Origin of the sequence: Pseudoalteromonas sp. S3178, from assembly GCF_005886985.1 — a bacterium.
GTDB lineage: Bacteria > Pseudomonadota > Gammaproteobacteria > Enterobacterales > Alteromonadaceae > Pseudoalteromonas > Pseudoalteromonas carrageenovora.
Genome location: NZ_PNCW01000051.1, coordinates 1 through 22,238, shown reverse-complemented (window position 1 = coordinate 22,238; position 22,238 = coordinate 1). Strand labels below are relative to the sequence as shown.

General features: G+C 41.5%; 14 protein-coding genes. 8 read left to right on the top strand and 6 right to left on the bottom strand.

Annotation, left to right across the window (positions count from 1 at the left end; genetic code table 11):
- The first annotated feature begins 83 nt into the window (after nt 1-83).
- The 3 genes from CWC11_RS14240 to CWC11_RS14230 all read left to right on the top strand — a co-directional run bounded on the left by CWC11_RS14240 (nt 84) and on the right by CWC11_RS14230 (nt 7,356).
- Nucleotides 84-2,543, top strand: coding sequence for a TonB-dependent receptor (locus tag CWC11_RS14240; RefSeq protein WP_138683233.1), 2,460 nt, complete (start codon nt 84-86; stop codon nt 2,541-2,543).
- A 32-nt stretch (nt 2,544-2,575) separates the two neighbouring features.
- Nucleotides 2,576-3,979 carry a 5-methyltetrahydrofolate--homocysteine methyltransferase gene (locus CWC11_RS14235; protein ID WP_138683232.1) on the top strand — a complete coding sequence of 468 codons (1,404 nt, stop codon included), beginning with the start codon at nt 2,576-2,578 and terminating at the stop codon, nt 3,977-3,979.
- A 155-nt stretch (nt 3,980-4,134) separates the two neighbouring features.
- Nucleotides 4,135-7,356 (top strand): S41 family peptidase, encoded by a 3,222-nt coding sequence (locus tag CWC11_RS14230; protein ID WP_138683231.1) that lies wholly within the window; start codon nt 4,135-4,137, stop codon nt 7,354-7,356.
- Between the two features lie 232 nt (nt 7,357-7,588).
- Here the strand turns inward: CWC11_RS14230 and CWC11_RS14225 are convergent, their stop codons facing one another.
- Nucleotides 7,589-8,890 carry a DEAD/DEAH box helicase gene (locus CWC11_RS14225; protein ID WP_138683230.1) on the bottom strand — a complete coding sequence of 434 codons (1,302 nt, stop codon included), beginning with the start codon at nt 8,888-8,890 and terminating at the stop codon, nt 7,589-7,591.
- Nucleotides 8,891-9,153: 263 nt separating this feature from the next.
- Between CWC11_RS14225 and CWC11_RS14220 the strand changes: the two genes are divergently transcribed.
- Both CWC11_RS14220 and CWC11_RS14215 read left to right on the top strand, forming a co-directional pair.
- Complete coding sequence (locus tag CWC11_RS14220) at nt 9,154-10,242, top strand: hypothetical protein (protein WP_212748091.1); 1,089 nt, start codon at nt 9,154-9,156, stop codon at nt 10,240-10,242.
- Nucleotides 10,243-10,245: 3 nt separating this feature from the next.
- Nucleotides 10,246-10,602: a hypothetical protein gene (locus CWC11_RS14215; RefSeq protein ID WP_138683228.1), complete on the top strand. Its 357-nt coding sequence runs from the start codon at nt 10,246-10,248 to the stop codon at nt 10,600-10,602.
- A 61-nt stretch (nt 10,603-10,663) separates the two neighbouring features.
- Here the strand turns inward: CWC11_RS14215 and glmS are convergent, their stop codons facing one another.
- The gene (glmS, locus tag CWC11_RS14210; RefSeq protein WP_138683227.1) at nt 10,664-12,484 is read right to left on the bottom strand and encodes a glutamine--fructose-6-phosphate transaminase (isomerizing); all 1,821 of its coding nucleotides are present in this window, start codon (nt 12,482-12,484) and stop codon (nt 10,664-10,666) included.
- Between the two features lie 46 nt (nt 12,485-12,530).
- Nucleotides 12,531-13,295 (bottom strand): DeoR/GlpR family DNA-binding transcription regulator, encoded by a 765-nt coding sequence (locus CWC11_RS14205; RefSeq protein WP_138683226.1) that lies wholly within the window; start codon nt 13,293-13,295, stop codon nt 12,531-12,533.
- 152 nt (nt 13,296-13,447) lie between these two features.
- Between CWC11_RS14205 and CWC11_RS14200 the strand changes: the two genes are divergently transcribed.
- Nucleotides 13,448-13,975: a sugar O-acetyltransferase gene (locus tag CWC11_RS14200; protein ID WP_138683225.1), complete on the top strand. Its 528-nt coding sequence runs from the start codon at nt 13,448-13,450 to the stop codon at nt 13,973-13,975.
- Nucleotides 13,976-14,132: 157 nt separating this feature from the next.
- Here CWC11_RS14200 and CWC11_RS14195 read toward each other — a convergent pair whose 3' ends face one another.
- The 3 genes from CWC11_RS14195 to CWC11_RS14185 all read right to left on the bottom strand — a co-directional run bounded on the left by CWC11_RS14195 (nt 14,133) and on the right by CWC11_RS14185 (nt 18,711).
- Nucleotides 14,133-16,529: an ABC transporter permease gene (locus CWC11_RS14195; RefSeq protein WP_138683224.1), complete on the bottom strand. Its 2,397-nt coding sequence runs from the start codon at nt 16,527-16,529 to the stop codon at nt 14,133-14,135.
- Nucleotides 16,530-16,729: 200 nt separating this feature from the next.
- Nucleotides 16,730-17,446 carry an ABC transporter ATP-binding protein gene (locus CWC11_RS14190; protein WP_138683223.1) on the bottom strand — a complete coding sequence of 239 codons (717 nt, stop codon included), beginning with the start codon at nt 17,444-17,446 and terminating at the stop codon, nt 16,730-16,732.
- Nucleotides 17,447-17,457: 11 nt separating this feature from the next.
- Nucleotides 17,458-18,711 (bottom strand): efflux RND transporter periplasmic adaptor subunit, encoded by a 1,254-nt coding sequence (locus tag CWC11_RS14185; protein ID WP_138683222.1) that lies wholly within the window; start codon nt 18,709-18,711, stop codon nt 17,458-17,460.
- A gap of 224 nt (nt 18,712-18,935) precedes the next feature.
- Between CWC11_RS14185 and CWC11_RS14180 the strand changes: the two genes are divergently transcribed.
- Nucleotides 18,936-20,354, top strand: a complete 1,419-nt coding sequence (locus CWC11_RS14180; RefSeq protein WP_138683221.1) for a sigma-54-dependent transcriptional regulator — start codon at nt 18,936-18,938, stop codon at nt 20,352-20,354.
- Between the two features lie 2 nt (nt 20,355-20,356).
- Complete coding sequence (locus CWC11_RS14175; RefSeq protein ID WP_138683220.1) at nt 20,357-21,673, top strand: sensor histidine kinase; 1,317 nt, start codon at nt 20,357-20,359, stop codon at nt 21,671-21,673.
- The last annotated feature ends 565 nt before the right edge of the window (nt 21,674-22,238 follow it).

Below are 22,238 nucleotides of genomic sequence, written 5' to 3'. Positions count from 1 at the left end.
GAGTAACAATAGTTAATTGAACTTGATACATTATAACGTTTCCCGCACAATTGATATAATATAACATCTAACAAGGTAGTCAAATGAAAAGTAGATCACAATTAGCTGTTCTCATTGCAGCTTTATTACCTGCAAGTGTGCTTGCATCCACAATTGAAGGCGTTGTTCTAAACAACAAAGGTAAAGTAGTTACCAATGCAACCATAGAAGTTGAAGGCTCAGACCTTAAAGTAACCACCAACGAAAACGGTAAATTTGTAATAGCAGAGCTAAACAATGGCTTAAAAGAGCTTCATGTTGTGGCGCCAGGATATGCCCACCTTCATCGCGATATAACAATAACAAACGATGAAAACCAGTCGGTTACTTTTAATTTAAAGCGCTCGCCTATTGAAGTTATTGATATTGAAGCAACCCCTATTCATATGTCGGCAATGGAATCTGCCTCACCTGTTAGTGTGCTCTCTGGCGAACAACTAAGACGACAACAAGCTGCAACACTTGGCGATAGCCTTGAAAAACTCCCAGGCGTTAATACAAATTTTCACGGTAAAGTAGCCAGCACACCTATTATTCGTGGTTTGAGCGGCCCGCGTGTACTTATTACTCAAAATGGCCTTGATGTAAGTGATGTGTCGCGCGTTGGTCCCGATCATTCTGTTGCATCAGAAGCGTCTACCGCTCAACAAATTGAAGTATTACGCGGCCCTGCAACACTGTTTTATGGCAGTGGCGCCATTGGTGGCGTAGTAAATGTGGTAGATAACCGCGTACCAACCGACAGTACAACACGCGGCGAGTGGAACGTAGAACATAACTCGGCTGATAACCAAAAAGTGGCCTCGTTTAATGCCACCACAGGCACAGACTCGGTGGCTTTTTATGCCGATGCGTTTTGGCGTGAAGCCGATGACTACGAGGTACCTGTAGCTGCTGATATAGATAGCGACGGTGAAGGCCATAGTGGCGATTACAAAGTTGAAAACAGCAATGAAGAGTCTGATGGTTTTACTGTTGGCGATTACAAAGTTGAAAACAGCAATGAAGAGTCTGATGGTTTTACTGTTGGCGCTAGCTACTTAATGGATAACGGCTTTATTGGCTTAGCTGTAGAGCAATTTAATCGTCAATACGGTATTCCGGGCCATACGCACGGTGATGAAGAGGAAGAGCACAGCGACGAAGAAGAAAGCGTATTTGCTGATTTAGAGCAAACTAAAGTGCAATTATTAGGTGAGTACAACCTAGATAATAAATGGCTAAACAAAGTAAACCTGCGCGTTGGCCACACCGACTACGAACACGCTGAAATTGAAGGTGGCGCTGTAGGCACCACATTTAAAAACGAAACAAACGAATTTCGTATAGACCTACTACATAACCAATTTAACGAGTGGAATGGCGGCATTAGCTTTCATTACAAACAAAGCGATGTTGAAGCGCAAGGTGAAGAGGCCTTTACTCCTCCATCAGAAACCGAAAGCTTTGCTGTAGCGCTAATGGAAGAAAGGCACTTTGGTGATTTTTTAGTGCAAGTAGGTGGGCGTATTGAACGTGTAACAATTGAAGCAGGCGACGTATTACTGCCAAATATTGACGCTCATGCACATGATGAAGTAGAAGAAGCCGACGAGCATGATCACGACCACGAAGAAAGCGCAGAAACCACTCGTGTATTTGACGTAGAGCACGAATTTACGCCAATCAGTTTATCGGCAGGCGTAGTGTGGGATTTTACACCTAACTATAATTTAGGACTTTCTGTATCGCGTTCTGAACGCGCGCCTTCTGCCTCTGAGTTGTTATCGTTTGGGCCACATATTGGTACTGGCACTTACGAAGTAGGCGCACTGTTTGATTTAGATGAAGACGGCCATTTAGGTTTATCTGATCAAACAATTGACCTAGAAACAGCCAATAATATCGATTTAACACTACGTAAAACCCAAGGTGATGTTGGCTTTATTTTAAATGCCTTTTATAACCAAGTAGATAATTACTATTACCAAATAGACACCGGTTTATTCGCTGAAAGTGGTCACGACCATGGCGATGAAGAAGAAGGCGCTGACGAACACGACCATTCATCAGAACTGCCGGTTTATTTATTTAAAACAGACGACGTAATTTTACACGGATTTGAAGCGCAAATTGCGTGGCAATTAACTGATGAGTTTAAAGTAGATTTATTCTCAGATTACGTTCGTGCACGCCTTAAAAACGGCGGCGATTTACCCCGTACTCCACCGCTTCGTTTTGGTAGCGAGCTAAGCTATCAAACAGATAAACTCAGTGCGCATATTCACGTTACTCGCTATCAAAAGCAAGACCGCACAGCCCCACAAGAAACAGCCACAGACGGTTACACATTGGTTGATGCAAGCATCTCTTACGACCTTTCAGTATTAAACCAAGATATGTCTGTGTACCTACGAGGTACCAACTTAACAGATACAGAGGCACGCGTGCACAGCTCGTTTGTAAAAGATATAGCGCCACGTCCAGGACGTAGTTTTGCGCTAGGTATTCGCGGTTATTTTTAAGCGTTAAAAAATTATAATTAAAGGAAATAAACATGAAAAAACTATATCAATTAAAGCTTATTGCACTGGCAATTAGTACTACATTTATCACAGCTTGTGGCGATGCAGAAACCAACATTGTGGAACAAGATCCTATTGTTGTAGAAGATGAACACGATCACGACGATGATGATGATCACGACCATGACGACGGCTATACCATAAGCTCACTTGGCAGACTTGCCGTACTGGCTGGGGATAGCAACGAAGCGAGCTTTTTTGATTTAGACGATAACGCACTGCTTGATACGTTTATATTAAACGATGAGTCAAATACGTTGTCGGCTTCGCCTGACTTTCGTTACGCTGTAATTACAAACCGAACTCAAGATTACCTAGGGTTTATAGACGGCGGTATGTGGCGCGAAGATCACGGTGAGCACTTGCATGATTACGAGCAAGGCCCTGCATTTAGTAGCTACGAGCTAACAAGTGGCAGCCGCCCTACACACTTAATGACACACGACGGGCAATTAGCCATATTTTACGATGGCGATGCAGATTCAGGTGCGCCAGCTTCGGTTGAAGTGTTAACTGATAGCGATATCACTAACGCAACGCCAACACTCCCTGGTATTAGCTACGATATAAATATGCACGGTGTAGCAGAGCCACGAGGTGAGCATTTGCTATCAACTATTCGTCGCGACGATGCAGATAACACATCGGTAGCTAAAGTACTGCCAGATCAAGTAGGTGTTTATCACTTTCATGATGGTGAATACGAGCTTGAACAGACCTTAGAAGTTACGTGCCCTGATTTACACGGTGCAGCACAAAATCACGATTATGTTGTATTTGGTTGTGGTGATGGTGTGCTAATAGCCCACCAACAAGATGATGTATACGAAGCACAAAAAGTAGCAAACATAGAAGCGGTAGGTACTGAACGCATTGGTACTTTATATGGCCACGAAAATAGCGACACTATTTTTGGTGTTGCCGCAGGACACGATGGCAGTGGCTCAGTATTACTGAGTATTCATCCTGAAAATGCCGAAATGGAAGAAGTAGAATGGCAACTAGCCGATGGCGCAAGTGCTGTGTCGTACTCTTTTTCTGCCCATGGCGAGCACTTTTTAATATTAGACAGCTTAGGCTTTTTAAATGTATTTAGTGCACACGACCATGATGGCGAAATGCACTGGGAACTTGCAGGCCAAGTTGATATTACCGAACAAGATGTATCAACCATGCCTGAAGGTATGAGCTTTAGCATGACAGTGGCGCAAAATGGTCAGTTTGCTTATGTAGCCGACCCTATTGCTCAGCACGTTGTGCAAGTACACCTTGAAGACTTAGAAATTGAAAGTGAGGTTGAGCTTACTTTTGCTCCTAGTGCAATTACTTGGCTTGGTATTGCGCAAGAGGAAGAAGAAGACGATCACGACCACTAATTTCACTCTTTAAAAAGAGTGCTCCCTTGAAGGTTGGCGTTTTAATGCCAACCTTTTTTTATTCACATTTTGTAACAGACCTTTTATCGCAAGTGCATCGCTATTTATAACCTTATTGTTATGATGTAACAGCTATTAATATAGGATGTAATCCCATGAAAAAATTAACAACATTGGCTCTTGCCTTGGCTGCGGTTATTGCACCGAGTGTATCGGCCTATGAAACTAAAGACACTCGCTTACTACGCTTTCCGGATATTCATAACCAAAACGTGACCTTTGTTTACAGCGGCGATATTTATATTGCTGATACGCAAACAGGCGCAAGTAAACGTTTAACCGATCATATTGGTTTTGAAACCTTTCCTAAATTTTCTCCTGACGGTAAACGCATTGCATTTTCAGCCGAATATAACGGCAGCCGCCAAATTTATGTAATTAACAGCGATGGCTCAGGCCTTAAGCAACTTACCTACTATAACGATGTTGGCCCAATGCCACCGCGTGGTGGCTTTGATTACCGCGTTTTAGATTGGACCGCCGATGGCAAAAATGTAGTGTTTAGAGCAAACCGTACACCGTGGGGCAAAAGAATGGGCCGCCCTTATATGGTCCCAGCCGACGGTGGTCTTGAGCAACCTTTAGCTATTCCAGAAACTGGCGGCGGTATGCTCTCCCCTGATGGTAACAAGTATGTTTATACGCCCATTGACCGTGAGTTTCGTACTTGGAAACGCACCCGTGGCGGCCGTGCGCAAGACGTATGGATTTACGATTTAGAAAATAACACCTCAGAGCAACTTACTACTAACCGTGCAAGCGACCAGCAACCTACCTGGGTTGGCGACAACATTTATTTTGTATCTGATCGTGATTACACACTAAACCTTTACCAATACCGTAAAGGCAGTGAGCCTAAAAAGCTCACTAATTATAAAAACTTTGACGTACTTTGGCCCTCAGCAGGCCCTAATGCGGTTGTGTACGAAAACGGCGGTTACTTATATCGCTTTGACGCAAAAACACAAAAAAGCACTAAGCTGAGCATTAACATTGCTGGTGTGCGCCAATACGCTATGCCTTACAGCAAAAATGTAAGCGACTTTATTGATTCTATGTCGATTTCTCACGATGGCAAACGTGCTGTATTTACAGCCCGTGGCGAGCTATTTAGTGTACCTGTAAAACAAGGGCCTACGCGTAACTTATCGTACACAGATAAGAGCCGTGAAATAGACGCAAGCTGGTCGCCAAACGGACGTTACATTGCTTACATGAGCGATGAAAGCGGCGAGTACGAAATTTACTTAAAAGATCGCAGTAAAAATAATGCTATTAAACAACTCACTAGCAACGGCACTATTTGGCGCTTTACGCCTATTTGGTCACCCGATAGCTCTAAGCTGTTATTTGCAGATAAAAACAACACACTGTGGTGGCTAGATGCAAAATCGGGCAAGCAACACAAAATTGATACCGGCATTTACGACGAAGACGGCATTACTCAGTATACGTGGTCGCCTAATAGCCAAGACATTGTGTATGTTAAAAATAACGAAAACCGTTATGCCTCACTGTGGCACTACAACCTTAAAAAAGAAAAGGTAACGCGCCTAACAGATGAAATGAGTAACGAGCAAAACCCAACCTTTTCGCCAGATGGCCAATACCTTTACTTTAGCTCTGAGCGCGACTTTAACCTTGCGTTTAGCAGCTACGAATTTGACTACATGTTTAACCGCGCCACCCGTATTTATGCGGCCGCAGTAAACGACAGTGTTAAACCGCTTATAGCCTTACAAAGTGACGAAACCACGATTGTAAAAGACGATGACGACGAGAAAGAAGACGACAAAAAAGTTAAAAACGCACTGCAAAGCAGCAACTTTATGCAACGTGTTACCGCACTTAACGCGCCAGCGGGCGATTACCGAGGTTTAACCGCAGTAAAAGACGGCGTGCTTATACTTGCCAATGGTGGTTTACAACTTATAGGCACCGAGCACGATAGCGAGCTAGAAACAGTCGCTAAAGGTGTTAGTAATTACACTTTATCGAGCAACAGCGAGCATCTGCTTGTACATACAAGTGGCGGTTATAGTGTAATCGAGCCGAAACCAAAGCAAGACCTGGAGGCCAACAAGCTCGATTTAAGTAAAATGACACTTAAAATTAACCCGCAAGCGGAGTGGCAACAAATGTACGTAGAAGGTTGGCGCACACTGCGCGATTGGTTCTACGACGAAAACCACCACGGCCAAGATTGGGATGCTATTTTAGCTAAATACCAACCTATGGCTGATGCCATTACCCACCGTAGCGACCTTGATTACATACTTAGTGAAATTGCCGGCGAAATTAACTCAGGCCATATTTATGTGCAATCGGGTGATATGCCAAAAGCCGAGCGTAAAAACCACGGTTTATTAGGTGCTAAGCTTGCAAGTGACCCATCGGGTTATGTAAAAATAGAGCAAATCTTCAAAGGTGAAAACTGGCATGACGATTTCCGCTCACCACTGGGTACTACAGGCGTAAAAGCACATAACGGCGATTACATTATTGCGGTAAACGGCCGTTCGGTTAAAGACGTTGCTAACTTTTACGAACTCCTTGAAAACACCCAAGGCGATCAAGTAGAGCTGGTGCTAAACAGCAAACCGCGTAGCAAAGGCGCGTGGCAAGTAACAGTAAAACCTGTAGCCAGTGAGCAAGGGCTACGTTATTTAGATTGGGTTAACTCGCGTGCAGCCTACGTTAATAAGCTATCAAATGGGCGTATTGGCTATGTACACCTGCCAAATACCGCGTATGAAGGTAACCGCGCCATGTTTAAAAATTACATGCCGCAAACAACCAAAGACGCCATGATTATTGATGACCGATACAACGGTGGTGGCTATATTCCTGAGCATATGATCACCTGGCTTGCACGTAAACCACTTAACTATTGGAAACGTCGAGGTACAGAGCCGACTAAAACGCCACAGTTTGCGCACGACGGTCCTAAAGCAATGCTAATAAATGGCTATTCAAGCTCAGGCGGTGACGCAATTCCTTACTACTTCCGCCAAGCGGGTTTAGGTAAGCTAATTGGTACGCGTACATGGGGTGGCTTAATTGGTATTTCTGGTAACCCTGGCCTTGTAGATGGCGGGCAAGTAATTGCTGCTACATTCCGTATTTTAGATACGCAAGGTAACTGGATTATAGAAAACGAAGGCGTTGCACCTGATATTAAAGTGGTTGATCGCCCAGAGCTTATTTATAAGGGCCAAGATCCATCAATAGAACGTGCTGTACAAGAGTTATTAAAGGAGCTTAAAGAAAACCCTAAGCAACCTTTAGTGGTGCCACCAGCTCCGTCTAAGTTTTAATTTGCTGTATAGCAATATTAGCTAATAAAAAACCCTGCAAATTTGCAGGGTTTTTATTTAAAACGGTTATACCAGTCGTGTTAGGTTATTAGTCATTTATAGCGTCATATAAATAGAGTGATAACAAGACATAAATATCGACATATAGTTGTTCTACATGAGAAATTTATAACGCTGTTAGCGCTCTATTTAGCAAGCTAGAATGATTAAATATTTAAGTCGATTGGTATTATTAACGCTGAGGCTTTTTCCAGCCACTCCACACATCTTCAACATCGGCTTTTTTCTTCTTTTTCTTACCTGTGCCTTCAGGCTTTGCCATTGGCTTTTCATTTTTAAGTGCTTGTGCTGCATCAAGGTTTACTTGGTTTACAGCAAAACCCGTTACTTCTTCACGCTCTAAACGAAGTTTGTTTTTTTTCTCGATTATTTTAAAGTGATGAAAGTCTTCATAATCAATTAACGATAACGCTAAACCTACTTCACCGGCACGGCCGCTTCGGCCAATACGGTGCATATAATCAGCGGGGCTACGCGGTAAGTTAAAGTTAATAACAACTGGCAGTTTGGCAATATCTAAACCACGGGCTGCTATATCGGTGGCAATAAGTACTTCTATTTCACCGGCTTTAAATTTTTCTATTACGCGAGTACGCTCACTTTGGCCTTTATCACCATGGAACACTTGTGCGTTAATACCACGCTTTTCAAGCTTACCTGCTAAGTGCTCACAGTCCTTTTTAGCGTTTACAAAAATAAGTGCTTGGCGCCATTTATGCGCTTTAATTAAATGCGCTAAAACCGTGGTTTTTTCGCCTTTATTAACCGTAAATACGCGCTGTACTAAGGTGCTTTCGTCTTTACTTTGAACTTGTATTTCAACTGGGTTGGTTAACAGCTCTTGCGTTAATTGTGTGACTTGCTCTGGGAAGGTTGCTGAAAACAACATAGTTTGTTTTTTAGCAGGCATTAACGCTAATAATTCAGCCAGCTCTTCAGTAAAGCCAAGGCTTAGCATGCGGTCGGCTTCATCAAGCACTAAGGTTGTTACTTTATCGAGCTTAATAGCATTGCTTGAGATTAAATCGAGCAAACGCCCTGGCGTTGCAACAATAATATCGGCGCCGCCGCGTAGAGCCTGCATTTGTGTATTAACCGACACACCACCAAACACCGCCACCGTTTTAATTGCGCCATTAAAGTTAGCAGAATACGATTTAACGCTATCGGCCACCTGCGTTGCAAGCTCACGGGTAGGTACCAAAATAAGCCCAGTTACAAAGTTACCTTTGCTCGCTGTTTTTTTAGCGCCTTGCTCTAAAAATAACGTTTGTAGCATAGGTAAAGCAAACGTTGCTGTTTTACCTGAGCCAGTATTTGCCCCCGCAATTAAATCGCTACCAGCAAGTACACTTGGAATCGCCTTAGCTTGAATTGGCGTAGGTTGGTTATATTCCAAATCGGTTAAACGAGCTTGTAGCTCTGGAATAAGGCCAAGTTCGTTAAAGGTGCTAGGGCTTGTGGCTGAGGTCATATTTATTACGGGCTTATTGCTAAAAAAGTAGCCTGTAATTTTAGCGTATTTAGCGCTTATTAAGTAGGGATTAGTGATTTAAATAAAATGAACCTTGTTTTATTCAACGATAATCCTCTGGGTATTGCCTTGTATTAATACTATTTTTCATATAGTTCAATCATTACTAAAATCACTTGAACACGCTGTATTCTTGATTTCAACATTTCAAGTGTGTTATTTTTTGAAATCTGATGGATTAATTTTAGATACAAGGAAATATCATGTCTCAATTTGATTTATGCTTTAATACAAAAAGCAGAGCAAGCCTACCATTTAACGCTAGTGATTTAGAGCAACTAAAGCGATTTAGAGAAGATAACCCTCATATTATAGGTAATTTTATACCTCAAGGAACTCCTTTTATTTTAAGATCTCCACAGTCTGGGGATATGAGTGACTTTAGGCGTTCTCGTCCTGACATAGCTTGTGCACTTGACAGTACAGTGTCTTGGCCTCAGCATACAAAAAGAAATGTCAGCACTATAGTAAATAGCTTCGGTGATGAAGATGCCTTGGCTATTGCCGCACTATATGACGCAGAAATCTCCCCTTATGTGGACAAAGTAAGAAAACTGACAGAAATAAAAGTTTTAGGTAGAAATTTTGACGCTATTGCCGCTACTGGTGCGGCATTTACTTCCCTAGAGTCAAGCCAGACGAGATTGAGTTCATTTGGGAAGGCTATTTTAAAATATCAGACTTCATTAATTAAAATTAGAGAAGCGTCGCAAAATAAGCAGCCAAAGTTAGAGTTAATTAAACTAGGTAAAAAAGCTAAACAAGCTCACTTCGAGCTTAATACTGAATTTAAAAGAGAAATGGTTAAATTCAAAGGCAAAGTGAAGGCGTCTGCAAGAGGTAATATCTGGTCTAATACTCAACGTGGCATTGATATAGCGAGAAGTGCAAGAGATTCAGCCCCCCTGCAATTAACATCTATAGCCAACATACAGCACCTACGTAAATTAGAGCAAGGGTCCAATTTTTTAGGCAAGTTGGTTATTGGTATTGATGCAGGTCTACGTGCTGATAGCGTTTATAATGAGTATAAGGCAGGTGAAGACTGGCAGCGCAAAGCAGTTGTTGAAACGACAGGTTTTGGCCTTGGTACTGCAGCAGGAGCCTATGCTGGTGGTGCCACTATAACTGCAGGTGTTGGAATAGCAATTGCTATGGGTCCTGTGGGCTGGGTCATTCTTATAGGTGTAGGCTTGGGGGTTGGTTATGCCGCAGGTAAAGTTGGTGATGCTGCTGGAAAGGGTTTCTCTGGTCTAGTTTATGATCTTAGCTCTAATGTAAGTTGGTTTTAAACTATGTATCTTATACCAGAAACTTTTTACTGGATATTAACTGGGCCATTTATAATTGCTTTTCTTATTTCAGCCTTATGCTTCACTCGTATTTCGATGAAACACATAGAGAAAAAAATGCGTGAGGAAGGAATACATGAGCCCCTTTGGGATAAAGGGCTTGGTATCAGAGTTAGCATGTATGGCAAAGTAATAAGGCGGCAAAAGCCAGCGAAGGCGACTGTTGTTAATGACGAAGCCATTTTACGATACACCAGACCTATCGATTTAATTTTAGCTCGCGCAATGCATTATTCTTTCATAATAATGATGACCCTAGCCATTTATGGCTACTTTGCTTATGACTTAGGTGAACGCTAATATTAAAAAGGCGCATTAAGCGCCTTTTTATCTTTAACAGGTAATTACAAACCTTTTGATTTTACTCAACAGTAACCGATTTAGCTAAGTTACGTGGTTGGTCAACGTCGGTACCTTTAATTACTGCTACGTAGTACGACAGTAACTGTAATGGCAGTGTGTAAACAATTGGCGCAATAATGTCGTCAGTGTGGTTTACGTTTATTACACGCATTGTGTCGTCTGACTCAAAGTGTGAATCTTTATCTGCGAATACGTAAATAATGCCGCCACGTGCGCGTACTTCTTCTACGTTTGATTTAAGCTTTTCTAATAGCTCATTGTTTGGTGCTACAACAATAATTGGCATGTCGGCATCAATAAGTGCAAGTGGGCCATGTTTTAGCTCGCCCGCTGCGTAGGCTTCTGCGTGAATGTACGAAATCTCTTTAAGTTTAAGCGCACCTTCCATTGCAATTGGGTATTGCGAACCACGACCTAAAAACAGTGAGTGGTGTTTATCGGCAAACTCTTCTGCAAGGTCTGCAATGCCATCAGCTAGTAGCAATGTTTCTTCAAGCTTAGCGGGTAGTACTTTTATAGCATTTACAATGGCACTTTGATCAAGCTGCTTTTCTTGCGCTATAGACGCAGTAAGCATTAACAAACCAACTAATTGTGTTGTAAATGCTTTAGTAGAAGCTACACCAATTTCAGCGCCCGCTTTAGTCATAAACGCAAGGTCAGATTCACGCACAAGCGATGAACCCGGTACGTTACAAATGGTCATTGAGGCCATGTAACCTTGCTCTTTAGCTAAGCGTAATGCAGCTAACGTATCGGCTGTTTCACCCGATTGTGAAATAGTCACAAGCAGGCTGTTGTCGTGTACATACGATTGGCGGTAACGAAACTCAGAGGCAATCTCAACATTACAGCTAACGCCTGCAAATTGCTCAAGCCAGTAACGTGCAACCATACCTGAATGGTAAGACGTACCACAGGCAATAATTTGTACGTGTTTTACGTCTTTAAATATTTGCTGAGCGCTGTCGCCAAAGGCGTCAATTGCCACGCGGTCGTCGTTTAAACGCCCTTCAAGCGTATTGCGGACTGCAAGTGGTTGCTCGTAAATTTCTTTTAGCATGTAGTGGCGGTAGTCGCCTTTGCCTGAAGCATCTTGCGTGATGTTAGATTCAATCACTTCACGCTCTACTGCGTCGCCATTTTCATCAAAAATTTCAACTGTATCGCGAGTAATACGTGCTACGTCGCCTTCTTCTAAAAATATAAAGCTGCGAGTAACAGGTAATAGTGCTAACTGATCAGAAGCAATAAAGTTTTCGCCAAGGCCTAAACCTATAACCAGTGGGCTACCTGAGCGCGCTACGATAATTTCATTGTCGTTTGCTTTATCAAATACAACCGTGCCAAACGCGCCTTCAAATTGCTTAACCGCTGCTTGAACAGATGCAAGTAACGTAGTGTGTTGCTTACGAAGCTTATGAATTAAGTGCACCATTACTTCGGTATCGGTTTCAGATAAGAACTCGTAGCCCTCTTCTTTAAGCGATGCGCGTAGGCTTGCGTGGTTTTCAATGATACCGTTATGCACAAGTGCTAGCTGATTGTTTGATACATGTGGGTGAGCGTTTTCTTCAGTAACGCTACCGTGTGTTGCCCAGCGTGTGTGTGCAATACCTGTATGACCGCTAACGCCTGCTTTCTCAAGTGCGGCTTCTACGTTTACTACTTTACCTACTGCTTTTACAGTATTTAGCGTAGAGCCTTCTAATAGTGCTACACCGGCAGAGTCGTAGCCACGGTATTCAAGACGTTTAAGGCCTTCAACTAAAATTTTATTTACTGGACGTTCTGCAACTGCCCCAACTATTCCACACATAGTGTCTCCATTAATTTTTTAATTCTAGTAACTCACTTTGTAGTTACTAATCAATAATCTCTGCACAAATTAGTTTTACACCACACGCCTCAATCGCTTTGCGTTTATCATCTGCTAAGCCAGTGTCGGTTATTAAAGTAGTTACTATTTTCCACGGTAATTCTAAATTTGGTATTTTTCGGCCAATCTTATCTGATTCAACCATTACTATTACTTCACGGGCTGCTTTTGCCATTACTTGGCTCAAACCAACTAACTCATTAAAGGTAGTAGTACCGCGCTTTACGTCTATGCCGTCAGCACCAATAAACAGCTGATCAAAATCGTAAGAGCATAATACGTTTTCGGCAACTTGGCCTTGAAAAGACTCAGAATGCGGATCCCAGGTTCCACCGGTCATCAAAAGTGTTGGCTCGTTTTCAAGCGCTAATAAACGGCTCGCTACTTTAATCGCATTGGTCATTACAACTAACCCGCGTTTATTTGCAAGTTCTGGGATCATGGCGGCCGTAGTACGCCCGCTATCAATAATAATGCGATTATGATCTTTTATAAGTGCAGCTGCAGCCTTGGCTATTGCGACTTTGCGCTTAGAGTCTATTTCGTCACTTACAATTTCTTTAGGCAGTGCAATAGCACCGCCGTAACGGCGCAGCAATAGGCCACTTTTTTCAAGCGCGGTTAAATCTTTTCGAATGGTTACTTCAGATGTTTGAAACTGCTCAGCAAGCTTTTCAACAGCCACTTCACCTAGCTCATTAACCTGAGCCAATATATTATGGCGACGCTGCTGTGTGTTTCGTTTAGTCATAAAGTAAGATATTAAGTTTCGTTTCGAAAGATGTGCAAGTTTAAACGAAACAAGTTAAATGGCAAGTGAACGAGCAAAAATAAAGCAGCTTTCAACGAGTAATAATAAAGGTAAAATAGCTTTAGCATCTTTTAACTAAACAAAGAAACCACATGCAAGTATTTACTAGTTTAAACAAAGAATATTTAGCGCTGCGCAAACAAACTGGTGACACCTGCCGCCTATTCAATAAAAGCCCGAGTAAAGGTAACTTAAAACGTATTAAAGGATTGTTTTTACAATGCGGTGAAGGGGTAATTATAGAGTCAGGGTTTCATTGTGATTATGGTAATCAAATTACTATTGGTGATCGTACTTTTATAAATATTAATTGCACTGTGTTAGACGCGCCTATAAATGAAGCAGCTATCAATATTGGCAGCGACTGTTTAATCGGCCCAAACGTTCAACTTTTGGCGGTATCTCATGCGGTTAACCCCACAGAGCGAGTCAATAAACAAAACTTTGCGGCACCCATCACAGTAGGTAATAACGTGTGGATTGGCGCGGGCGTTATTATTTTAGCGGGTGTTACCATTGGCAATAACGCTGTAGTGGGCGCAGGGTCGATAGTGACCAAAGATGTTGCAACAAATACTGTTGTTGCAGGTAATCCCGCAGTGAAAATTAAAGATATTTAAACATTGCAGCATATAAAAACTCGGCTTAAGCTCCTGTCGCGGGATAAACCCGCTGCTACCAACTTCCTCAAATTTTTGATCATCATTTATGACAACAAAATATAAAAAGGCCTATCAATTATTCCGATAGGCCTCAAGTAGGGAGCCAGTTTAATAATTATTCATAACGTAAAGTAAGCGAAGGCCTTGTACTGGCGGCTTTAAAGGCGAGGCTGGCAACTGTAAGCCAAGTAATAGCAGCAACACTAAGGGCTGCAATTAAATAAACCCACAGCGCTTGAGCAACACGCTCATTGAAATTAGCTAGCCAATTGCCCACCAACCAATAAGTTAGTGGAAAAGCGATTGCGACACTTACGGCAACTAAAATCAAAAATTCTTTTGCGATTAAGTTCATAATGCTGATTCGTGATGCGCCAAGCACTTTGCGAACAGCGATTTCTTTTTGACGACGTAATACTGAAAATGATGCTAGGCCAAACGTTCCCACACACGCTAGAAATACAGCTAAACCCGAGAACAAAGTAACAAATTCAGTAGCGCGTTCGTCATTACGATAAAGTGCACGATAGTTTTCGCTTAGCATGCCTATTTGTGGATCTCGAATTGCGAGAGTTTCTTCTAAAATACTTGAGAGCTGGGCTTTAATAGGGAGCATTTTAGAAACGTCCATATCAACAACAATTCGACCTGCCCAGCTACTGGTGTAACCACAAATTAAGATGGTAGAAGGTTGTGCGTCTTTAACACTACCCACTTTAATATTTTTAACCACACCAACAACAGTTAATATTAAATCTTGGCCTTTGCCTGCACTGGCACGCCACGTACTGCCAATTGCGTCATTCGGTGTTGCATAACCTGCTTGTTTTACTAGCGACTCAGTCAATATGGCTGAAGCCGTTGCTTTAGTTTCGCTGACTTCATTAAACCAATCAGCAGCCATTTTTGCACTAAAATCTCGGCCAGCGACCAATGTTAGGCCCAATGTTTTGGCGATGTCGTTACCGGCGCCAATAATAGGTAAGCTTTGTTTGGTAAATTGACCGTTGTCGGCGGTAAATGTGCGAGACGAGTTATATGAGCCTGTTACATCAACATCCATAACGCTTGCTTTGTTTACGCCATCAATCGCGTTAATACGATTTAGTAATGCTGTATTATTGTTGTGTAATATATCTGCGACTGATATATCACTGATAATCAATTTACTTTCTTTGGTGTAGCCAACTGGTAGTGATTGTAAATAAGCCAACTGCTGTTGCAGTAATAAAGCGCCAATAATTAGGCCAACCGATAACGCTGATTGTACAACTAACAAACCTTTTCTAACTGCGATGGCTGTGCGGCCGCGCTGCATATCACCACTAAGTACTCGTTTTGCACTAAAAGCCGACATAAACATGGCAGGGTAAATACCGGCAAGCAAACCGATTAACAATACAACAACAGCGATTGCAGCACCTAACGTAGAGTCATAATTAAGGGATAACTGTCTATCGACCAATTGATTAAAAGCCGGCGTTAGTAATTCAACCAACATACATGCTATTAGTGCCGCAATAATGGTGATAAGTAATGATTCTACTAAAAACTGGCAAACAATTTGTAACTTACTCGCACCCAGCGCTTTGCGAACGCCGACTTCTTTGGCACGCTTTGCCGATTGCGCAATACTCATATTAATAAAATTAAAGGCCGCTAGCAGCACCAATAAAACACTCAAACCAATACAAATACGCAGCGTTGAAAGCGAGCCATTCTTTTTCATTTCATAGTTAGAGTTGGAAGTTAAATGAATAGACGTTAGCGGATGTAATGTCATTTTTGCTAAATTCGGGTTTTCGTAAGCAATTTTCATGTAGCGTTGCTCAATAGTTTCTGCCAACTTTTCAACATCTGTACCTGGCTTTACTCGAATATAAGAGGCACTATTCATGTTTTGATATTCAGTATTGGCTGGTAACTCTTTAATTAACCCTTGAAAAAAGAAGTGCGTATTTTCAGGTAAATCAGCAAATACCGCCCCAATCTGCCAACGTTTATTACCTTGTATTAAGGTTTCACCAACAATGTCTGCACGGCCAAAAATTCGTATAGCGTACTGCTCACTTAGGGCAATAATATTAGGTGTGCTAAGCACGCGAGCTAAGTCGCCAGTAACCAGTTTAAGGTTCACAAAATCAGTTATATTGCTGCTTGCCGACATAATACGTTCTAATTTATAACCCACATCATCACGAACAAATTCAGCACCTGGCGGACTAGGCTCTAATGATAGTATGTCTTCTATTTCAGCCATATCTTTAAATGTATTCATGAGGTCTTTGTTGGTCATCGGCCCGCCAACTCCCAAGGATGTAAAATACTGATTAACACGATACACGCGTTCAGAATTGGGTTGCTGCTTGTCATAAGAAGCCTCATTAAAGGCAAACAGTGCCACTAAAATAGCCGCTGCCAAACCAATACTCAAACCAAGTACATTGAGCAAAAAGTGTTGTTTTTGCTGCTTAAATGAGCGCATTGCGGTCATAATATAATTTTTAAACATTATCAAATTCCTTCTTACCCCTAGGGGTTAGAACAAAAACAGCTGGCAAGCCACAAAATCACTTACCATATCACTGAGGTATACATAAGACAGATCATGCTTGAGCGCAAAAGCACTCAATGTAATAAATAAGATTACTGTACTAGCTCTTATTAAGTGCACTGGAACATGCTGTAAAAAATAACGATAGTAAACGTGCATTACGCAACAATAGCGTCTGAAACTTGTGATGTTTGTTGCTGTAAATTCGCTTTATCAACCATCACTTGACCATCAAGTAAGCGCACTAAGCGATCGGCGTAATTACCCTCTTTATCAGAGTGCGTAACCATAATTACCGTGGTGCCCTCTTTATTTAACTCACGTAACATAACCATCACTTCGTCACCATTTTTTGAGTCGAGGTTACCGGTTGGCTCATCGGCTAAAATGAGTTTAGGGTTAATCACTAATGCACGCGCTACTGCAACGCGTTGCTGCTGACCACCCGATAACTGCTGCGGTAAATGATCGCCTCGGTGATCAATACCTACGCGTTTTAAAATAGCTTCAACGCGCTCTTTTCGCTCACTTTTAGATATTTTTTGGTACTGCAATGGCAATTCTACGTTTTCAAATACTGTTAACTCATCAATTAAATTAAAGCTTTGAAATACAAAGCCGATTGAGGCTTTGCGCAGCATCGATAGTTGTTTTTCGCTGTAGCCTGCAATGTCTGTCCCTGCAAAATCAAAGCTCCCTGAAGTTGGTGAGTCAAGCATACCTAAAATAGATAACAGCGTTGACTTACCACAGCCAGAAGGGCCCATAATTGCTAAAAAGTCGCCTTCGTTTACGGTTAAATTAATATTACTTAGCGCCGTTGTTTCAACATCTTGAGTACGAAATACACGGCTCAAATTAGTTAATTTGATCATTATTATTATCCTTAAAATTGTAGTTGTTGTGCTTTATCAAAATTGCTGTAGCTGGAGGTAATTACTTGATCTCCTGCTTTTAACCCTTCGAGCACTTCAAAATAGTTTTGATTCTTTTTGCCTAAGCGAATATCACGGCGCAGTGCTTTATCGTTACCTTGTTCAATAACATACACCCAGTTACCGCCGGAGCTTGTAAAAAAGGCGCCGCGTTTAAGTAGTAAGGCATTGTTTTTTTCATCCCCAAGCATTAACTCAACATCAATACTTTGCCCGCGTTTAATACTTTTGGTATTACTTGGTAAGTCCACTTCAACCTGAAATTGCGACTGTTGAACGCGACTATCAATTTTGTTTACTTTGGCATTTACTATGCCGCTTTCAAGCTCAATCATTACGGTCATGTCGCGCTGAACTTGGTTTAAGTAAAATTCATCAAGGCGTGCCACTAATTTATATTCATTCGGAATATCTATTTGCCCCAAGCGTGCACCACTTTGTTTAGATTCACCAATTTCAACATCCAGCTCACTTAAATAACCCGATACCGGCGCTTTAATTAATAAGTTATCGAGATTTCGGCGCGCAAATTTAAGATTATTTTCAAGCATATTAGCGCTATCAGAAAGTTGTGTAACTTGTACCTCACGAATTGAATTTTCTTGCTTTTGGCGCTCAAGAGTAAGCTCTTTACGTGCATGATAATAGTGTAAGTCTTCTTCAAGCTCTGCTAGTTGGTCTTGCGCCAATACACCACTTTCTACTAAAGGTTTGGTTTGTTTTAAACGGCGTGTTAGGTGAGTAATTTTTAACTCGATTTCTAATAAGTCGCGGCGTAAGTTTAATCGGCTGGTTTCCATAGCCATTTGCGTATTACGTAAAAAATTAAGTTGCTCTGTTACTTGCGCTTCACGGCTCATTACATCAAGTTGTAAATTAGTGTTGCTTAAGCGCACTAGCGGCTGGCCTTTTTCAACATATTCACCTTGTTCTACTAAGCGCTCTTCTACTTGACCGCCTGCAATAGTATCAAGGTAAATACTGGTTTTTGGCACTACTTGACCGCGTAGGCTTAAGGCATCTTTAAATGCACCTTGTTTTACTGTGCTAACGGTTAAGCTGCTGCGCTCTATATTTTGGCTACGACCTGTATCACTGCTTTGCGTAAAACCGTATGCAGCCGCAGCAACACCTAAAGTAAGTGCTGCAAAAGTAAATTTTTTTAAATACTTTTGAGTCAATGAGCGTTCTATTTTTTTATCCATGCCAGCTACCTTAATACAGGTTTATTAACTAATTACCGATAGTTATTACAATCAGCATGCCAACATTTTTTAACATTAAAATTCAATAGCTTAACATTATAAAAAAGTAACCCAGTGTCGAAGATGTCCGATAATAGAACACTTTTTTATTTTATAAACGTCCATTTATGGACACTGTCCCTTTTTTGTTTTAGGCTAAATAAAACTCTATAAAAATAAAAATCATGAAACATACAGGCTCTCTTTTAATTGTTGATGACAACCCAGATATTCTTATTGCTGCACGGTTATTACTCAAACAACATTACCAAAGCGTTAAAACCACAGATAATCCATTTGATATTGAAGGCATCATTAACGAGCAACGCAAAATGGAGCAACCCATTGACGTTATATTGCTTGATATGAACTTTACTCAAGACTCAATAAGCGGCAAAGAAGGTTTTTATTGGCTCAAAAAAATTATCGTTCAAGACCCCAACATTGTGGTTTTACTGATGACGGCCTATGGTGATATTCAACTCGCAGTAGACGCAATTAAAGCGGGAGCGTCTGACTTTATTGCCAAACCTTGGCAAAACGAGCAATTACGGGGCGCAGTGGCCGCTGCTTTTTCTCATGCCAAAGACAAACAACAAGTGGGTAAGTTAACGCGTCAAAAGCAAGGGTTAAATCAAGCCTTAAATACGCCATCATTTGATTTTTTAGGGCAAAGCGCAGCAATGCAACAAGTATTCAATACGATAGAAAAAGCGGCGCAAACTGAGGCAAACATTTTGATCACTGGTGAAAGTGGTACAGGCAAAGAGCTCGCCGCACATGCCATTCATCAAGCAAGTATGCGTCACAGCCAAACCTTTATGAGTTTAGATATGGGCGCAATAGCGCATAATTTATTTGAAAGCGAATTATTTGGCCATAAAAAAGGCGCGTTTACCGATGCAAAAGCCGATCGTATTGGTAAGTTTGAACTTGCCCAAGGCGGTAGTTTATTTTTAGACGAGCTGGGTAATTTACCTCTAGAGCAGCAAGTAAAATTACTGGCGGCGCTACAAAATAGGCAAATAACACCTGTTGGCGCCAGCAAAGCGGTTGATATTGATATTCGCCTAATTTGCGCCACGAACGACAACCTTGATCAAGCTGTGAGCGAAGGTCGTTTTCGTCAAGACTTGTTATATCGAATAAACACTGTTGAAATTCGTCTACCGGCATTACGTGAGCGTAGTGATGATATTCCATTATTAGCCGATTACTACCTTCAGTACTTTTCAAAAAAATATAAGCGTAATTTAACGATTGCTCAAAGTGATATGATTTCACTTTGCCAATACTCATGGCCGGGCAATGTACGCGAGCTTGCCCACGCAATCGAACGCGCCGTTATTTTAACTGAAGACGATACCCTCGATATAAGCTCAGTTGTAGGTAATACAACAGCACTTAGCACTCATTCTGCGAGTCAAAGTACAGAGGATATAAACAATCCGCTACAGTACGACACTTTTGATTTAGACATACTCGAACAACGCACAGTTCGCGCAGCACTTAAACATCACCAAGGTAATGTGAGCCATGCAGCTAAAGCGCTTGGTTTAACCCGTGGTGCGATGTATCGCCGCCTTGAAAAGTATGGGCTGTGATCATGCGTGCTAATTTATTACTTTTATTTAATATTATCGCACTCATAAGTGCCAGTGCAGTACTTAGTTATGTATTACAAACGCATGGCTTTTCAGCTACATCATTATTAATAGTTTTAGCCGTGGTGGCATTAATAACGCATATTTTTGCGCTTTTTAAACGTCAACAAAAACAAGCTGAAATGGTGCTCCGTGCTTTAGCCAATGGCGACAGCACCTTAGGACTTGGCCAACAACACCCTATGCTTAAGCAATTTGAACAAGTAAAAACACAAATGCAAACAGCCCGTTTTAATGCTGAACAACAAGCGCAGTTTTTACAAGCGTTACTTATTCACGTTGATTTAGCTGTTTTGGTATGTGATGACAATGGCAAAGTGATCGAATCAAATCCAGCCGTCAGTAGACTACTTGGTAAAAGCTGTCAAAATTTACGTGAACTAGGCGCTATTGGTGAATTAATTTTAAACGCCAGTAATAATATCCGTAGCACCACTTATTGGCAAAATGGCGAGCAGCACGATACCCTCTCAATTCAACTTAGTATTGCCGAAATACAAGGTAAAGTACGTCGAGTTATCAGTTTGCAATCAATTCATAATCAACTACAGCTAAAAGAACAACAAGCGTATAAGCGCTTAACTAAAGTGCTCACCCACGAAATTGCTAACTCAATAACACCGCTATCATCACTGGCTGATACCTGCAGCAATTTGATGCCACAAGAACTGTGTTTTATCGATAATGAAGATAAACAAGACTTACAACTTGCGCTAAACACACTAGCATCAAGAACAGCTCATTTAGGCGACTTTATAGCCCGTTTTCGCCAAGTTAGCAGCTTACCCAAACCTAATTTAGCACCCGAAAATTTAGCCGATATGCTAACGCGCATTGTCGCTTTGCATCAACAACAAGCACGCGTTCAACACACCCATATTGAACAGTCGATTAAAAGTCAGCAGTTAGTAATGCTCGATGGCAGCCAAATAGAACAGGTATTAGTAAACTTAATAAAAAATGCCCTTGAGGTTCTAAAGGCGAGTCAAAAATACGCAGCTAAGAGTGCCATTGAACCAATTATTGAAATCAGCTTGGCGCAAAATACTAGCCAACAACTCTATATAGAAATTAGCGACAACGGCCCGGGCATTAGCGAACATGTGATAGATATGATCTTCGTGCCATTTTTTACCACCAAGCAACAAGGCTCTGGCATTGGGTTGAGCCTATCAAGGCAAATAATGCTAAACCATGGCGGCGATTTAATTTATATACAAAAGCCACAAGGCGCATGCTTTAGGTGTGTGTTTGGTTAAATTGACCATGCCCATTTTTGATTGTGTGAGGTCGCATTTATACTTTCATTTTTTATCTGTTTATACCATCTGGAATGATACTGAATCACTTTAAAGGATTAGCTAAGTGCGTTAAAAACTTCTGATTTACGGCCGTGAGGATACAAGAGGTAGAACAATGCGGAGCAGTTAGTCATAACAACTAAAGAACGAAATTTTGTCATGTTATCGACACGATTTGCTTACCTCAGAATAGCTCACTTAATTAAATAAATTCATAGCTAATAATGTCGTAGTGCCCACAGCGATGGAGAGCCATAGTGCAAATGCTACACTATCTTTGTGTCGGGGCGACCTTGTGTGGGGCTCGCCTTCGAGCTGTTTTATTTGACTACTGAGTTCGCGGTGTGAAAACGCTTAGCAATATCCGCTCTGTTATTATCCTTAAACGAAATTTATTAATTACGCGTATCTTACTTTTCTGCAGACGTAAAAAAGCCCGACTATTTCTAGTCGGGCTTTCTACAATTTGAAGCCTGGTAATGTCCTACTTTCACATAGCAAATGCTACACTATCATCGGCGCT

Bases quoted from the DNA above. Each gene is read 5' to 3' on its own strand.
- CWC11_RS14240 (WP_138683233.1), top strand. From the start codon at position 84: ATGAAAAGTAGATCACAATTAGCTGTTCTCATTGCAGCTTTATTACCT.
- CWC11_RS14235 (WP_138683232.1), top strand. From the start codon at position 2,576: ATGAAAAAACTATATCAATTAAAGCTTATTGCACTGGCAATTAGTACT.
- CWC11_RS14230 (WP_138683231.1), top strand. From the start codon at position 4,135: ATGAAAAAATTAACAACATTGGCTCTTGCCTTGGCTGCGGTTATTGCA.
- CWC11_RS14225 (WP_138683230.1), bottom strand. From the start codon at position 8,890: ATGACCTCAGCCACAAGCCCTAGCACCTTTAACGAACTTGGCCTTATT.
- CWC11_RS14220 (WP_212748091.1), top strand. From the start codon at position 9,154: ATGTCTCAATTTGATTTATGCTTTAATACAAAAAGCAGAGCAAGCCTA.
- CWC11_RS14215 (WP_138683228.1), top strand. From the start codon at position 10,246: ATGTATCTTATACCAGAAACTTTTTACTGGATATTAACTGGGCCATTT.
- glmS (WP_138683227.1), bottom strand. From the start codon at position 12,484: ATGTGTGGAATAGTTGGGGCAGTTGCAGAACGTCCAGTAAATAAAATT.
- CWC11_RS14205 (WP_138683226.1), bottom strand. From the start codon at position 13,295: ATGACTAAACGAAACACACAGCAGCGTCGCCATAATATATTGGCTCAG.
- CWC11_RS14200 (WP_138683225.1), top strand. From the start codon at position 13,448: ATGCAAGTATTTACTAGTTTAAACAAAGAATATTTAGCGCTGCGCAAA.
- CWC11_RS14195 (WP_138683224.1), bottom strand. From the start codon at position 16,529: ATGTTTAAAAATTATATTATGACCGCAATGCGCTCATTTAAGCAGCAA.
- CWC11_RS14190 (WP_138683223.1), bottom strand. From the start codon at position 17,446: ATGATCAAATTAACTAATTTGAGCCGTGTATTTCGTACTCAAGATGTT.
- CWC11_RS14185 (WP_138683222.1), bottom strand. From the start codon at position 18,711: ATGGATAAAAAAATAGAACGCTCATTGACTCAAAAGTATTTAAAAAAA.
- CWC11_RS14180 (WP_138683221.1), top strand. From the start codon at position 18,936: ATGAAACATACAGGCTCTCTTTTAATTGTTGATGACAACCCAGATATT.
- CWC11_RS14175 (WP_138683220.1), top strand. From the start codon at position 20,357: ATGCGTGCTAATTTATTACTTTTATTTAATATTATCGCACTCATAAGT.